General features: G+C 67.2%; 17 protein-coding genes and 2 tRNA genes. 7 read left to right on the plus strand and 12 right to left on the minus strand.

Annotated features, from left to right (window positions below; translation table 11 throughout):
* Window positions 1-79: 79 nt before the first annotated feature.
* The 3 genes from EYZ64_RS29895 to EYZ64_RS29905 are packed head-to-tail and all read right to left on the minus strand — an operon-like array spanning window position 80 to window position 3,720.
* Window positions 80-1,957, minus strand: coding sequence for an alkyl/aryl-sulfatase (locus EYZ64_RS29895; RefSeq protein WP_135459376.1), 1,878 nt, complete (start codon window positions 1,955-1,957; stop codon window positions 80-82).
* An 18-nt stretch (window positions 1,958-1,975) separates the two neighbouring features.
* Window positions 1,976-2,848, minus strand: coding sequence for an NAD(P)-dependent oxidoreductase (locus tag EYZ64_RS29900; RefSeq protein WP_135459377.1), 873 nt, complete (start codon window positions 2,846-2,848; stop codon window positions 1,976-1,978).
* The gene (locus tag EYZ64_RS29905; RefSeq protein WP_135459378.1) at window positions 2,845-3,720 is read right to left on the minus strand and encodes an NAD(P)-dependent oxidoreductase; all 876 of its coding nucleotides are present in this window, start codon (window positions 3,718-3,720) and stop codon (window positions 2,845-2,847) included. Before EYZ64_RS29905 ends, EYZ64_RS29900 begins: the two co-directional genes overlap by 4 nt.
* Before the next feature lie 103 nt (window positions 3,721-3,823).
* Between EYZ64_RS29905 and EYZ64_RS29910 the strand changes: the two genes are divergently transcribed.
* Window positions 3,824-4,162, plus strand: a complete 339-nt coding sequence (locus EYZ64_RS29910; protein WP_167858027.1) for a winged helix-turn-helix transcriptional regulator — start codon at window positions 3,824-3,826, stop codon at window positions 4,160-4,162.
* A gap of 13 nt (window positions 4,163-4,175) precedes the next feature.
* On the opposite strand, the gene EYZ64_RS29915 is transcribed toward EYZ64_RS29910, so the two are convergent.
* Window positions 4,176-4,676 carry a metallophosphoesterase family protein gene (locus EYZ64_RS29915; RefSeq protein WP_135459379.1) on the minus strand — a complete coding sequence of 167 codons (501 nt, stop codon included), beginning with the start codon at window positions 4,674-4,676 and terminating at the stop codon, window positions 4,176-4,178.
* 93 nt (window positions 4,677-4,769) lie between these two features.
* Between EYZ64_RS29915 and EYZ64_RS29920 the strand changes: the two genes are divergently transcribed.
* Entirely contained in the window at window positions 4,770-5,126 is a 357-nt protein-coding gene (locus tag EYZ64_RS29920) for a Fe-S protein (RefSeq protein WP_135459380.1), read from the plus strand.
* 101 nt (window positions 5,127-5,227) lie between these two features.
* Window positions 5,228-5,641: a hypothetical protein gene (locus EYZ64_RS29925; protein WP_135459381.1), complete on the plus strand. Its 414-nt coding sequence runs from the start codon at window positions 5,228-5,230 to the stop codon at window positions 5,639-5,641.
* Window positions 5,642-5,769: 128 nt separating this feature from the next.
* On the opposite strand, the gene EYZ64_RS29930 is transcribed toward EYZ64_RS29925, so the two are convergent.
* Together EYZ64_RS29930 and EYZ64_RS29935 are read right to left on the minus strand one after the other, a co-directional pair.
* Window positions 5,770-5,842 (minus strand) — tRNA-Arg (locus EYZ64_RS29930).
* A 37-nt stretch (window positions 5,843-5,879) separates the two neighbouring features.
* Window positions 5,880-5,971 (minus strand) — tRNA-Ser (locus EYZ64_RS29935).
* Between the two features lie 88 nt (window positions 5,972-6,059).
* On the opposite strand from EYZ64_RS29935, the gene hisC reads away from it, so the two are divergent.
* Together hisC and EYZ64_RS29945 are read left to right on the plus strand one after the other, a co-directional pair.
* Window positions 6,060-7,145: a histidinol-phosphate transaminase gene (gene hisC, locus EYZ64_RS29940; protein WP_135459382.1), complete on the plus strand. Its 1,086-nt coding sequence runs from the start codon at window positions 6,060-6,062 to the stop codon at window positions 7,143-7,145.
* A complete protein-coding gene (locus EYZ64_RS29945; RefSeq protein ID WP_135459383.1) occupies window positions 7,142-7,603 on the plus strand; it encodes a DUF4334 domain-containing protein in 462 nt (153 codons plus the stop codon). The genes hisC and EYZ64_RS29945 overlap by 4 nt, the downstream gene beginning before the upstream one ends.
* On the opposite strand, the gene EYZ64_RS29950 is transcribed toward EYZ64_RS29945, so the two are convergent.
* Window positions 7,600-8,145, minus strand: coding sequence for a TIGR03086 family metal-binding protein (locus EYZ64_RS29950; protein WP_135459384.1), 546 nt, complete (start codon window positions 8,143-8,145; stop codon window positions 7,600-7,602). The genes EYZ64_RS29945 and EYZ64_RS29950 overlap by 4 nt on opposite strands.
* Before the next feature lie 19 nt (window positions 8,146-8,164).
* On the opposite strand from EYZ64_RS29950, the gene EYZ64_RS29955 reads away from it, so the two are divergent.
* On the plus strand, window positions 8,165-8,980 hold the full coding sequence (locus EYZ64_RS29955) for a crotonase/enoyl-CoA hydratase family protein (protein ID WP_135459385.1): 816 nt from the start codon (window positions 8,165-8,167) through the stop codon (window positions 8,978-8,980).
* Here EYZ64_RS29955 and EYZ64_RS29960 read toward each other — a convergent pair.
* Both EYZ64_RS29960 and EYZ64_RS29965 read right to left on the minus strand, forming a co-directional pair.
* Window positions 8,967-9,875: an NAD-dependent epimerase/dehydratase family protein gene (locus tag EYZ64_RS29960; RefSeq protein WP_135459386.1), complete on the minus strand. Its 909-nt coding sequence runs from the start codon at window positions 9,873-9,875 to the stop codon at window positions 8,967-8,969. The two genes, EYZ64_RS29955 and EYZ64_RS29960, sit on opposite strands and share 14 nt — an antisense overlap.
* Window positions 9,876-10,298 (minus strand): hypothetical protein, encoded by a 423-nt coding sequence (locus EYZ64_RS29965; protein WP_135459387.1) that lies wholly within the window; start codon window positions 10,296-10,298, stop codon window positions 9,876-9,878.
* A 46-nt stretch (window positions 10,299-10,344) separates the two neighbouring features.
* Here EYZ64_RS29965 and pdxR point away from each other — a divergent pair, with 46 nt between their 5' ends.
* The gene (gene pdxR / locus EYZ64_RS29970) at window positions 10,345-11,727 is read left to right on the plus strand and encodes a MocR-like pyridoxine biosynthesis transcription factor PdxR (protein WP_135459388.1); all 1,383 of its coding nucleotides are present in this window, start codon (window positions 10,345-10,347) and stop codon (window positions 11,725-11,727) included.
* 39 nt (window positions 11,728-11,766) lie between these two features.
* On the opposite strand, the gene EYZ64_RS29975 is transcribed toward pdxR, so the two are convergent.
* From EYZ64_RS29975 to EYZ64_RS29980, 3 genes are all read right to left on the minus strand, one after another.
* Complete coding sequence (locus EYZ64_RS29975; RefSeq protein ID WP_135459389.1) at window positions 11,767-12,255, minus strand: DUF1877 family protein; 489 nt, start codon at window positions 12,253-12,255, stop codon at window positions 11,767-11,769.
* A 124-nt stretch (window positions 12,256-12,379) separates the two neighbouring features.
* The gene (locus EYZ64_RS32145; protein WP_167858029.1) at window positions 12,380-12,529 is read right to left on the minus strand and encodes a hypothetical protein; all 150 of its coding nucleotides are present in this window, start codon (window positions 12,527-12,529) and stop codon (window positions 12,380-12,382) included.
* Window positions 12,530-12,589: 60 nt separating this feature from the next.
* The gene (locus EYZ64_RS29980; protein ID WP_135459390.1) at window positions 12,590-13,315 is read right to left on the minus strand and encodes a cutinase family protein; all 726 of its coding nucleotides are present in this window, start codon (window positions 13,313-13,315) and stop codon (window positions 12,590-12,592) included.
* Window positions 13,316-13,355: the final 40 nt, after the last annotated feature.

Here is a 13,355-nt window from a genome sequence, read left to right on the forward strand (position 1 = left end):
GTGGTCCGCATCACCACAACTTGTCAATACAAGTTCAGATTATTTCTGACCTATCTATATAAGTGTCGCCTCCGGTTTCCTAGGGCGTCACGATGTCGAAGTTCGGATCAGGCCGGTCCAACGCCGCCAACAGCGACGGCAGGGCCTCGGCGTCACCGGCGACCTCCAAGCCGGGTGAGGTCGTATCGCCCGCGGCGAAGGCCAGCAGCCGCAGCTTGTTCGCCAGCTTCACGGTGGCCTGCGCACTCGCCTCGTCGGCATCGGCCTCGCGGTAGACCAGCACCCCGTTGCGCACGGTGAGCCGGTAGTTGACCGCCACATCGAGGAACGTCACATCGATGGCCAGGTCGAGATCCCAGGCCCGCGGACCGTTCACGTTGATCGCGAAGGTGTCGAAGATCTGCTCAGGGGTGAGCTGCCCGAGCAGCGAGGGCGACGCCGAGGTGGTCGGGGTTCCGAAGTTTCCCTCCCGCAGTTCGGTGGCACCGCTCAGGAAGAAATTGCGCCACGTGGCGTTCTCCGCGCCGTAGGCCAGCTGCTCGAGCACGTCGGCGTAGAGTGCGCGGGCTCGCGCGTGGTTTTCATCGGTGAAGATCACGTGGTCGAGAAGCGTTGCCGCCCAGCGGAAATCGCCGTCCTCGAAGGCCTTCTGAGCCAGCTCGACCACGCGGTCGGCACCGCCCATGGCCTCGACATAGCGGGGGCCGAGCGCCTCGGGCGGGTGCGGCCACAACCGGGCCGGGTTGCCGTCGAACCAGCCCATGTAGCGCTGGTAGACCGCCTTGACGTTGTGGCTCACCGAACCGTAGTAGCCGTGGGCATGCCAGGCCTTCTCCAGGGCCGGCGGCAGCTGGAAGGCCTCGGCGATCTCGACCCCGGTGTAACCCTGGTTGAGCTGACGCAACGTCTGATCGTGCAGGTAGGCGTACAGATCCCGCTGCAGCGAAAGGAATTCGACAATCCGTTCGCGACCCCAGGTGGGCCAGTGGTGCGAGGCGAACACCACGTCGGCGCGGTCGGAGAAGGTGTCGATCGCCTCGGTCAGATAACCCGCCCAACCGTGCGGATCACGTACCAACGCACCACGCAGGGTCAGCAGGTTGTGCAGATTGTGGGTGGCGTTCTCGGCCATGCACAGCGCCCGGAGTTTCGGGAAGTAGAAGTGCATCTCGGCGGGCGCCTCGGTACCCGGCGCCATCTGAAACTCGATCTCGACACCGTCGATGGTGTGGGTCTCCCCGGTTTTGCGAATGTCGAGGGTCGGCACGATCAGCGCCACCTCGCCCGTCGAGCCGACCTGCCCCAGCCCACAGCCGACCTGGCCCTGCGGGCTACGGTCCAGCGCCGCGCCGTACATGTAACCGGCCCGGCGCGCCATCGCGGTGCCGGCATAGACGTTCTCCTGCACGGCGTGCTCGGTGAAGTGTTCCGGCGCGATGATGACGACCTTGCCCGCGTCGACGTCGGCCTGGTTGGTCACCCCCAGCACGCCGCCGAAATGGTCGGCGTGGCTGTGGGTATAAATGACTGCGCTGACCGCACGATCCCCCCGGTGCGCCCGGTACAGCGCCAGCGCGGCGGCCGCGGTCTCGGTGGAGATCAGCGGATCGATGACGATGACGCCGGTATCGCCCTCGATGAAGCTGATGTTCGACAGGTCCAGGCCACGCACCTGATAGATGCCCTCGACCACCTCGTAGAGACCTTGCTTGGCGCACAGTTGCGACTGGCGCCACAGGCTGGGATGCACCGACGTCGGCGCATCACCTCTCAGGAAGTCATAGGCATCGTTGTCCCACACCACCCTGCCATCGGCGGCCTTCACCACACACGGTTCGAGCGCGGCGATGAAGCCCCGGTCAGCGTCCTCGAAATCCCTGGCGTCCTCGAACGGCAGGTTATTCAGATGCGCGCGGTTGGCTGCCTCGATGACTGCGGTAGGTGGCTTCTGCTCCATACCGAAGAGCCTGCCACCTCAGGGTGACGGCAGGGTCACGCTTGCCGGGGTGATCCGGCTGATCTCGTCGGCACCGTGCCCGGCGGCGACCGCGGCGTCCACATAACCCCGGAATGCTTCCAGGGCGCCCGCGTCCAGACCCACCGAACCCGAGGCCGCAATCAGATGCCGGACGGAGGCGGCCACCGAGGACACCGAGGCACTGGGGTCGCCGTGACGGTCGGCTTCGGTACGTTCGGCGATCTCGCCGAAGATCGGCGGCAGGATCGCGGCGATGTTGCTCGCATGCGGCAACAGCTCGGTCGCAGCGATGCCGTGGGCACCGGCCATCGCGAGTGCGTGCACGAAACCACTCACCGAGGTCCAGAACACATCGAGCAATGCCATGTCGAAGGCCGCGGCGCGGCCGATGTCCTCGCCGACCCAGCTGACCGTCGCGAGCACATCGAACACGGCCCGGTGTTCGTCGAACAGACCCTTCGGGCCGGCGAAAAGAATGCTGGCGCCAGGGGTTCCGATGGTGTCGGTCGGAGTCATGATGGCCCCGTCGAGGTACCGTCCGCCACGCGCGGTAACCAGCTCCTCCGTACGGCGCGCCGAATCGGGAATGTCCGAGGACAACCCCACGACCACCCGACCGGCGATCGCATCGCCCGCGGCGTCCAACACTGCGTCCGCGGCCGTCTGATCGACGACGTTGACCAGGATGAGTTCGCCGGCCGCCACCGCCTCCGCGGGCGAACCGGCCCACACCGCACCGCGGGCGCGCAGCGGGTCGGCCTTGGCAGGTGTCCGATTCCACACGGTGGTAGGAAGTTTCGCCGCCACCAATGCCCCGGCCAGGGCCTGTCCCATCGGTCCCAGGCCGAGCACGCTCACGGTCGTGCTCACGCGGCTTCTCCGTTCTTGATGCCCTCGATGACCCGCGCGAAGCCGTCGTCGCCGTGGCCCGCATCGATCTGCCGGTGGATCAGCCGCTGCACCACGTCGACGACTTCGGTGCTGATGCCCTGGTCCCGGCTGGCGTTGACGATGTCACTGATGTCGGAGAAGAACAGGCTCTGCTGGCCGGGGACGGAGTAGTCCCCTCCGTCGATGACCGTCGCGTACTCAGCGATCGCGGGCATCAGCGCCGGCAGCCACGCGGCGGCGCGGGCAGCGAACTCCTTCGCGGGCACTCCGGCCGCGCCGACCATCGCGGCGCCGTGGAAGAAGCCGGCGAACATCACGTACATGGCCGACAGGAGCGCCAGGTCGTACAGCGACGCCATGCCGGCATCGTCGCCGAAGTACTCAGCGCTGCCCCAGATTTCGAACAACGTCCGATGGTCCTCGAACAACGTTGCCGAGCCGCTGTAGAGGATCGCCGACTGCGGCGTCGCGATCATCTCCGGCGTCGCCATGATGCCACCGTCGAGATAGTCGGCCCTGTGTCCGGCAGCCCACCGGGCCAGCTCGCGGGCCCCCTCCGGTGACGTCGTGGTCAGGTTCACCAGCCGGCGTCCGGCCAGCAGGTGTGCCACCGGGTCGAGGACCTCGTGCACCGACGCCTGGTCGAACAAGCAGACCACGATGAGGTCCGCGTCGAGAGCCTCGGCCGGATCGGCCGCTGCGGTGGCGCCCTCGTCGACGAGCGCTGCGGCCCGCACGGCGGTGCGGTTCCAGACGATGGTCGGGTGCCCCGCTCTGAGGGCTGTGCGGGCCAGCTCCGAACCCATCTCGCCCAGACCGAGAACACTGACCGAGTGGCGTGTGGTTGTCATGCCACCATCGTTGGAGAGACACTGACTGCAGGACAAGTACCCACTAAAAAGTGGGATACTTACCTTTTTGAAACTATTGGCCCTGAACTGCGAGGATACTGCCATGAGTCAGCTGGGCAAGTACACCTGCGGACTCGATGCGGCGTTCGCCGTGGTGGACGGAAAGTGGAAACCGCTCATCCTCTGGGAGCTTCAAGGCGGACCGAAGCGGTTCAACGCCCTGCACCGCAGCCTGCCCGGGGTGTCCCAGAAGATGCTGACCCAGCACCTCAAGGAGCTCCAGCGTCATGGCGTGGTGCACCGGGAGAGCTATCACGAGGTACCGCCGCGCGTGGAGTACTCCATGACCCCCGCGGGTAAGGAGTTGCTCGAATCCCTTGAACCGCTCGGCGATTGGGCTACCAAGCACATCGGTCTGATATGCGAGGGTGAAGCAGGCTAGCCGTCGAGGGCGTTCATGGCCTGTCCAGCGTGTGCAGGCTGACGTCGGACAGCACCCCCGCGGCGATGCGCGCCGTCATGTACGTGCAGTACGGCTGACGTCGGCGGTCGGTCGGCGACCCCGGATTCAGCAGGCGCAGACCGGTTTTCGCGGTGGTATCCCACGGGATGTGGCTGTGCCCGAAGACCAGAACGTCGGTTCCCGGGTAGTCCCGGGCCATCCGGGCCTCCCGCCCGGTGGCCGCACCGGTCTCGTGGACGACAGTGAACCGCAGGCCGTCCAGTGTCACGTCGGCGCGCTCGGGCAACCTCCGGCGCAATTCGGCGCCATCGTTGTTGCCCCAACAGCCGACGAGATGCGCCGCGCGTGAACTGAGCGCGTCGAGCAGTGCGGGATCGACCCAATCACCGGCGTGGACAACGACATCGGCCTGGTCCACCTCGTCCCACACCTGTGCCGGGAGGTCCTTGGCACGCTTGGGTACGTGGGTATCGGCGATAAGCAGCAGCCGCATCCAGCCGAGCCTACGTGACGGATGCCGACGGCCCCTGGAAGCACTTCGGCGGGTTCGGGCGTCCGGCGCTGTCGCGCCGCCTACACTCCGACCATGGATCTACTACGCAACGTAGTTGTTTATGCGCATCTCATCGGTTTCGCAGTCATGGTCGGCGCCTGGGTCGCCGAGGCCGCGGCCCGACGCTTTCTGATCACCCCCGTGATGACCTACGGCATGACGCTGTCACTCATCACCGGCGTGGCCCTGGCCGCGCCCTGGCCGGCCGGCATCGTGCTGAACTACCCCAAGATCGGCACCAAGCTGGTCATCCTGGTGGCGCTCGGAGCGGTGCTGGGCATCGGCACCGCGCGCCAGCGCCGCACAGGCGGCCAACCGGTCATGGGCCTGTTCATCGCCGCGGGCGTGCTGCCCCTGCTCGCGTCGGCAATCGCGGTGCTGTGGACCTGAGGCCCAGGCCGAATCTGAGCTGAACCTGAGACGTTCCCGTAAAGTTAACTGGCAAACAACTTTTGTCGGCAGGTACGGGAACGATGAGTCACAGACACGCGATGGCAACCGCCAAGGTCATGCGCACGGCGGCATTCACCGGATGCGATTCACCGCACGGTGACATGCACGTACGGGCGAGGACGCGCCCTGCGGCTTCCGCGCGTCAAACCCACCACGGCGTGTTCGAGCAGCCGCGGCAACGCCGCTACATCGGACAGCTGAAGACCTCGACATCCACGGTGGCCGACCGGTCACCGTGGATGAACGATCGCGTCACCGCGCTGCGCGGGTTCCTGGCCGATCTGCACGGGCTGCACCTCTCGCCCGACATGGCCCGGGTCCAGGTGGCCGGCCATATCGAGCTCCTGGTCTCCGTGCTGCGGCTGGACCGCCAGACCGCGCGTCAGTTCGTGACCGACGACGTACTGCGCGAGATGGCCATCGACATCGCGACAGCCGTCGCTTCCGACTAACGCGTCGAGATCGACGCCTGGGTCGTTGTTTCGCACGAATCACAGCCCTGGTGTCGATCTCGATGCATCAACCCCAACCGAAAAAAATCGAGGCGCGGTCTGCTGACCGAGCCTCGATTTTTCTAGAGTGCGCCCGAAGGGATTCGAACCCCTAACCTTCTGATCCGTAGTCAGATGCTCTATCCGTTGAGCTACGGGCGCCTAGCGTTATTCAGTTGTGCGGTTGACGAGTCAACCTTGGCGGAGGCGAGAGGATTTGAACCTCCGGTCCCCTGTAAGGGGGACAACTCATTAGCAGTGAGTCCCATTCGGCCGCTCTGGCACGCCTCCTTTGAACTTCTGTGAGGGTACCGGACTCCGTCCTGTCGCCCGAAACCGCCGAGGGCAGACAGTACACACACTCCCCTATCCTGGCCAAATGAGTATCCGTTTGCGCCCCGAAATGGCTGACCTTCCCGCGTACGCACCAGGGAAAACAGTTCCGGGCGCAATCAAGATCGCGAGCAATGAAACCGTGTTCCCGCCGCTTCCCAGCGTGCGTGAGGCGATCCTGCAAGCCAGCGAGAACATCAACCGCTACCCCGACAACGGGTATCTTGACCTGCGCGAACACCTGGCGAAGCACGTCAACTTCGCGCCGGAGAATATCGCCGTCGGCTGCGGTTCGGTGAGCCTGTGCCAGCAGTTGATACAAATCACATCCGCCGTCGGCGACGAAGTCGTCTTCGGATGGCGCAGTTTCGAGATCTATCCGCTGCAGATCCGCACCGCCGGCGCGACGGGCGTGCCGGTCCCGTTACGTGACGAGACTCACGATCTCGACGCCATGCTCGCCGCGATCACCGACCGCACCCGGTTGATCTTCGTCTGCAACCCGAACAACCCGACTTCCACCGTGGTCGAGCCCGAGGCACTCGCCCGGTTCGTGGCGGCGGTGCCCTCGGACATCCTGATCGTGCTCGACGAGGCCTACGTGGAGTACATCCGCGACGGGTTGGTGCCCGACAGCCTCGGGCTGGTCCGGGCCCACCGCAACGTCGTTGTGCTGCGCACCTTCTCGAAGGCCTACGGGCTGGCCGGCCTGCGCGTCGGGTACGCCGTGGCCGACCCGGAGGTCATCACCGCACTGGGCAAGGTCTACGTGCCCTTCAGCGCGACGAGCGTGTCCCAGGCGGCGGCCATCGCCAGCCTGGAGGCCGCCGACGAACTGCTGGCCCGCACCGACGCCGTCGTCGCCGAGCGCATCCGCGTCAGCGCGGCGCTGCGCGAGGCCGGATACGAGCTCCCGCCCACGCAGGCGAACTTCGTCTGGCTGCCGCTGGCCGAACGCACTCTCGACTTCGTCGCCAGGGCCGCCGACAACCGCATCATCGTGCGCCCGTACGGTGAGGACGGCGTGCGGGTCACCATCGGGGCCCCGCACGAAAACGACGCCTTCCTGGAATTCGCCACGCGCTGGAATGCGCCCGGCGGCACCGGGACCCGGACAGGGGAGACGAAGTGAACGGTGCACGCGGCACGTTCGACGGATTCGTCAGCCGCGAGGGGCAGATCCCCGACGCCGAACTAGACGCCTTCTGGGCGCTGCTGCGGCCCGCCAGCATCGACTTCATGCTCGGCGAGTGGAAGGGCGGCGAGTTCCAGACCGGGCACAAGGCCAACGGATTCATGAACAAGCTCAACTGGTTCGGCAAGACGTTCCACTCGGCGGCCGAGGCCCAGCCGCTGGTGTGCCTGGACGCCGACGGCAACAAGTTCTCCAACACCGAGGCCATGAACGGCGAGGCCAGCCTGTGGCTGGAGGAGTTCCGCGGCGAGGTGACCGCGACCATGGTCTACGACGGCCGCCCCGTGCACGACCACTTCAAGGTGGTCGACGACAACACCGTGGTCGGCATCATGAACGGCAAGGCCGCCGTGGTTGACGGCCGTTACCTGTACTTCTACCTGCAGCGCGTCTAGCCCGCCGGCCGGCGGCCGGCGAATGCCAGCAACCGGTCCAGCGACTGTGCGCCTGCGCCGATCTCGACCGGGTCGTCGAAACCAGCGCGCACACGTCCGTCGGGCGTGATGATCTCCCGCGCCCACCCCAGGACGCACTCCGGTTGCTCATCCGGCACGTCGACCGTCTGCCCCGTGGCCGCGGCGTAATCCCAGGCGTGCACCAGGAATTCCAGCGACAGGATCCGGGCCATCATCTGTGCCGGCGCCTCGCCCTGCCCGAACGGCACCGTGCCGTCGACCCCGCGTCGGCGCCAAGCCGCCACGGCAGGCCGCGCCGCACTGAGCACCTGACCCTCCACCGAGGCGGCGGGATCGCGTTCGGGAATCTGCGCACCGGCCGCCGAGCCGATCAGGGTGATCGAGTTCAGGAGGTGGTCCGTCAGCCCCGCCACGTCGAACTCGCGACAAGGGGTCGGACGGGACAGATCATCCGCGGTGACACCGTGCAGCACGCGTTGCAGCACGTCGAGCGTGGCCTCGGCGCCTTCGAGTTCATCCATACTCGGTAGTGTCCACTCCATGTCTGACACGTACGAGTCCGTTTCCGTCGAGATCAAGGACCACGTCGCCCAGGTGACGCTGCTCGGTCCCGGCAAGGGCAACGCGATGGGTCCGGCGTTCTGGGCCGAGATGCCGGACGTCTTCGGCACCCTCGACGCCGACCCGGACGTTCGCGCGATCGTGCTGACCGGCTCGGGCAAGAACTTCAGCTACGGCCTCGACCTGCCCGCGATGGGCGCCGAGATGCCCGGCCTCGACGCCGGAGCCGGTGACCGCGCGGCGTTCCACAAGCGGCTGCAGAAGATGCAGGGCGCCATCACCGCCGTCGCCGACTGCCGCACCCCCACCATCGCCTCGATCCACGGCTGGTGCATCGGCGGCGGCGTCGACCTGATCAGCGCCGTGGACATCCGCTACGCCAGCGCCGACGCCAAGTTCTCGGTGCGTGAGACCAAGCTGGCCATCGTCGCCGACGTGGGCAGCCTGGCCCGGCTGCCGCTGATCCTGTCCGATGGACATCTGCGTGAGCTGGTCCTCACCGGCAAGGACATCGACGCCGCGCGCGCCGAGAAGATCGGTTTGGTCAACGACGTGCACGCCGACGCCGACGCATCGCTGGCGGCCGCACACGCCACCGCCGCTGAGATCGCCGCCAACCCGCCGCTGACCGTCGCCGGGGTGAAGGACGTGCTCGACCAACAGCGCACCGCCAGAGTGGCCGAGAGCCTGCGTTACGTGGCCGCGTGGAATTCGGCCTTCCTGCCGTCGAAGGATCTGGCCGAGGCGGTCACCGCGATGTTCCAGAAGCGCCCGCCCCAGTTCACCGGGGAATAGGCGTCCAGGCGAGTTCGGCTTTGGCTTTCGCGTTCGACAGCGGAAGCCAGGCCGAGCCGAATGCGGTGGCCGGGTACGGGGCCACGAGACCGACGAGCCGATGCGAGATCGGCCAGGGCCGCGGCCGGCCCAGCTTCGCGTTCAGTTCCCGAACGTAGTCGCCGAAGGACTGCGGCCGGTCGTCGACGATGTTGTAGATCTGCCCGCCCCGCCCCTTGTCGAGTGCGTCGGCCGTGGCCCGGGCGACGTCATCGATGTGCACCCACGACAGCACCCCGGTGCCGGTCATCGCAGGCAGTGCCCACCACTTGGCCAGCCGGCGGAACAGATCGTCGTGGGTGACGCCGGGACCGTAGAAAATCCCGTAGCGCAACACGATTCCCTCGGTCTTGCTGCGCTCCCCCGACGTCAGCACGTTACGTTCCATCGCCCGCAGCGCGGCCAGCATCCGTCCGCCACCGGGCGGAGGCGGACCCAAGTCGGGCTCGGTCTCCTCGATCAGATCCGGCCCCGTCGACGCGTATCCGTAGCCGAAGATCACCGATTCGGCGACGACGCGGCGCACCCCGGCCCGTTGGGCGGCGGCCACCAGATTGCCCGCACCACGGCTCCACAGCTCGATCGCCGGCTCGAAGTCCTTGATCCGTTTGGGCCCCAGTTTCGGCAGCGTGGTCAGCAGGCTCACCACCGCCTCGGGGACGAATTCGCCCAGCACGGAGTCGATCTGGCCCGCATCGAGGACGTCTGCCACCACCGGCTTGGCCCCGGCCGCCGAGATCTGGGCGGTCTTGCCCGGTGAACGCGTCACCCCGATGACCTCGTGGCCGCGCCTGTTGAGTTCACGCAACAGCGGGATTCCGGGGACACTGGTCGCACCGGCCACCAGGACGCGCATCTACGGTTCCCCTGCCTTGTCGTCGGACATGCTGATACGCAATGCAATTGCCAGCAGGACAGTGGTCATCACCAGGCCCGCGGCTTCCAGCCAACCGACCCAGGTGCCGGCGGCATGGTTCGTGTCGATCAGGTGGCTCATGGAATGCAGGGCCCAGTGTGCGGTGGCGAAGGCCAGCGCGGGCACCCGCCACCGCGGCCACTTCAGAGCGGCCAACATCATCAATCCGAGCGGCAGCTCGAAGGACGCGTTGTCGAGGATGTAGTGATCGTTGCGGGTGCCGAAGGCGCCGATCGTGTCGTAGAACGTGCCCGGTGCCAGCAGCATGAACAGACCGAGGCTCACCGAGTAGACGCCGAACACGGCGAGGACCACTTCCGGGTAGCGCCGGGTTTGCCTCGCCGGGGGCGCAGCATTGGCCATGCCATCACGCTAACGCCGCAGTGGTCTCCGAGTAGGCTCCAATTTCATGGCAAATTCGGGTACCAGTTCCGGTCCGGAACTGCTGGTCGAACTGGACCGGGACAGCAGGCGGCCATTGCATCGCCAACTCGCCGACGGGCTGCGCGACGCGGTCCGGTCCGGCCGATTGACCCCCGGCTCCCGCATGCCGTCCACCCGCGTGCTGTCCGCTGACCTCGGGGTGTCGCGCCGGCTGGTGGTCGAGGCCTACGGCCAGTTGACCGCCGAAGGGTTTCTGCACAGCAGCCAGGGCGGCTGCACCCGCGTCGCCGCCGTCGACGTCGTCCCGTCAAGCCGCATTCAATCCGACCGTGACCGTCCCCGCTTCGACATCGACTTCGCCCCCGGCTCACCGGATCTCGCGAGCTTCCCGCGTCAGGCCTGGCTGCGGGCCATGCGTCAGGGCCTGGCCGAGATCGAGTCCAGCGCATTCGGGTACGTGGCCCCACACGGCTTGCCGGCCGCCCGCACCGCCGTGGCCGACTACCTGCGGCGCACCCGCGGTGTGGTCGCCGACCCACGGCTGGTGGTGTTGTGCTCGGGCGCAACGCAAGCCGTCGCGCTGCTGGCCCGATGCCTGGGCGGGCCGGTGGCGACGGAGGATCCGGGATTCTGGCTCCATCGAATGGTTCTGCGGCACAACGGTATCGAACCGCTGCCCATCCCGGTGGACGGCAACGGAATCGACGTCGCGGCTCTGACCGCCAGTGGCGCGGCCACGGTGCTGACCACCCCGGCCCACCAGTCGCCGACCGGGGTGGTGCTCTCGGCCACCCGGCGCACCGAACTACTCGAATGGGCCCAACCCGGGCGGTTGATCATCGAAGACGACTACGACGCCGAGTACCGGTACGACCGGGCCCCCGTGGGCGCACTGCAGGGGGTGGCACCCGACCGGGTGGTGTACCTCGGCTCGACCAGCAAGACCCTCGCGCCGGGACTGCGGATCGGATGGATGGTGGTGCCCGCCCATCTGATCGAGCGGGTCAGAACCGCCAAAAGCCTTGCCGACACCGGCAGTTCGGTGATGGACCAGATCGCATTCAGCCAGTTCCTGACCTCCGGCGGCTACGACCGCCACCTGCGGCAGATGCGCCGCCGCTACCCGGCCCGTCGCACCGCGCTGCTGACCGCACTGTCGCGCCACCTACCGCAGGCCGAGGTTCTGGGCGCGGCCGCCGGCGTGCACCTGACCGTGCGGTTCCCGGCCGGCTTCCCCATCGAGGAGTTCACCCGCCGGGCCGCCGAGTCACGCATCCGACTGGAGCCTCTGGCCCCCTGTTACGCCGACCCCGACACCGCGCCACCCGGGCTGATCCTCGGCTACGCCAACCTCACCGAGTCCCAGATCGCCACCGGCGTGGAACTACTCGGCAAGGCTGCGCACTGAGCCTCCGACCACCGGAGAGCATGGGCTGAGGCGCGTGCCCTACCCCCACACCGTGAACACGACGTGCTGCCGCTCGGCTGCAGCCGATGCGAAGAACTCGCGTAGGTCCGCGAGCATCGCGAGGGCGTAGACCTGTTCGTCGTCGCCGTACTCGGGATTGCGCAACTCGGGTGGCATGAGCCCGTAGGCGCCGACGAACGCCTCGTCGTCGAGCGTCGCAAGATACGCGGCGACCTCGGCGGCCTCGGCCGGGTTGAGATGGGTGACCCAGCACTCCTCGTCGTCCTGCTGCAACGCACGAGCGCCGCCGATCACACCGCGGGCCGGCCACTCGCCGTCGTCGCCCGCCGGCGCCAGCGCGCACGCGATCGGGTCCCAGGCCTTGTCGGTCTCGCATGCCTGCGCCCAGACCTCGTCGTCGGCTTCGAGGGCACCGATCACTTCATGCAGGCGTTCATCGTCGCCGGCAACGCCGAGCACGCGCTCGGCCTCGGCGTCGCGTAGACGGAAGTGAACTCCGAGCTCCATGGTCCCCCGATCGTTCGCGCACGGCGCGCGTGCTCGCCAATCTACCGGGCGCACACCTGAGCGAGCGGATCAGAACCGCCAAAAGCCTTGCCGACAACGGCAGTTCGGTGACCCCGAGGCCGCGTCAGCCTGCTTGTTTGGCCGACTTCCGCTCCGCCAGCTTGTACTTCACAAGAGCGACCAGCGCCTTGGGATTGCGCGCGAACGCGCCTGCGGCCTGAACGTACAGCTTGGCCTTCTGCCCAAACGTCAGCTGCTGCTCTTGATCCGTCACTGACCCTCCCCTGTCCGAGAAAACGTGCTCGAACAATAGCGCGCGCCGCCTAGAGGATTCCTACCGCCCGGAGGCCTGGTCGACACTCCGGTCCGCCCGCTGACCGCCCAAGCGGGAGACCACGTAATCGGCCGCCTGATCCGTCAGCCCGTTGACCGCGTACAGGTTGTGCGCGTTGTTGTCGCTGCCGGTCGGCGAGCACACCGGATCCTCCGGGATACACAGGTCATCGGTCTTGGCGGCGTATCGGCCACCGACCGTGATCGGCGGTGCGCCGGTGTAGATCATCTGCAGGAACCCGCTCGACGGTTTACCGAACAACGCCACCGCGGCGACATGATCGGCCACCCCCGCAGGAAGCGGCCCGGTGATGCTCGGCGGCAACGCGAAGCCCTGTGGCACGGAGTCCTCGGTGAGATAGGCGGCCACCGCCGCCCCCTGCGAGAAGCCGCCCAGCACGATTTTGCTGTCGGGGCAGGCCGCGACCGTGGCCTGGACCTTGTTACTCGCGTCGGCGACGCCGTCGGCGGCAGTCGCGAAGTCAAGTGATGCCGGGTAGTTCACCGCGTAGACGTCGACGGACTTGCCACCGGCCTTGGCCCGCAACGCATCCGTGAACGCCTCCCCGACGCCACCCACGCCCGGCGGCTCGAACGTGCCCCGCGCGAACACGACCTGCACATCCGCGCAGGAATCCGCAGATGCCTGACCGGCAGCGGCTATGCAACCACCCGCTACGAACACCGCCGACCCCACCGCACTCAACCAACGACCGATCCGGTTCATTCTCGACCCCACTCGTTTCGACCCACCACAACGTTCCGTG

The sequence above is a fragment of the Mycobacterium sp. DL99 genome (genome assembly GCF_004762045.1).
Taxonomy (GTDB): Bacteria; Actinomycetota; Actinomycetes; order Mycobacteriales; family Mycobacteriaceae; genus Mycobacterium.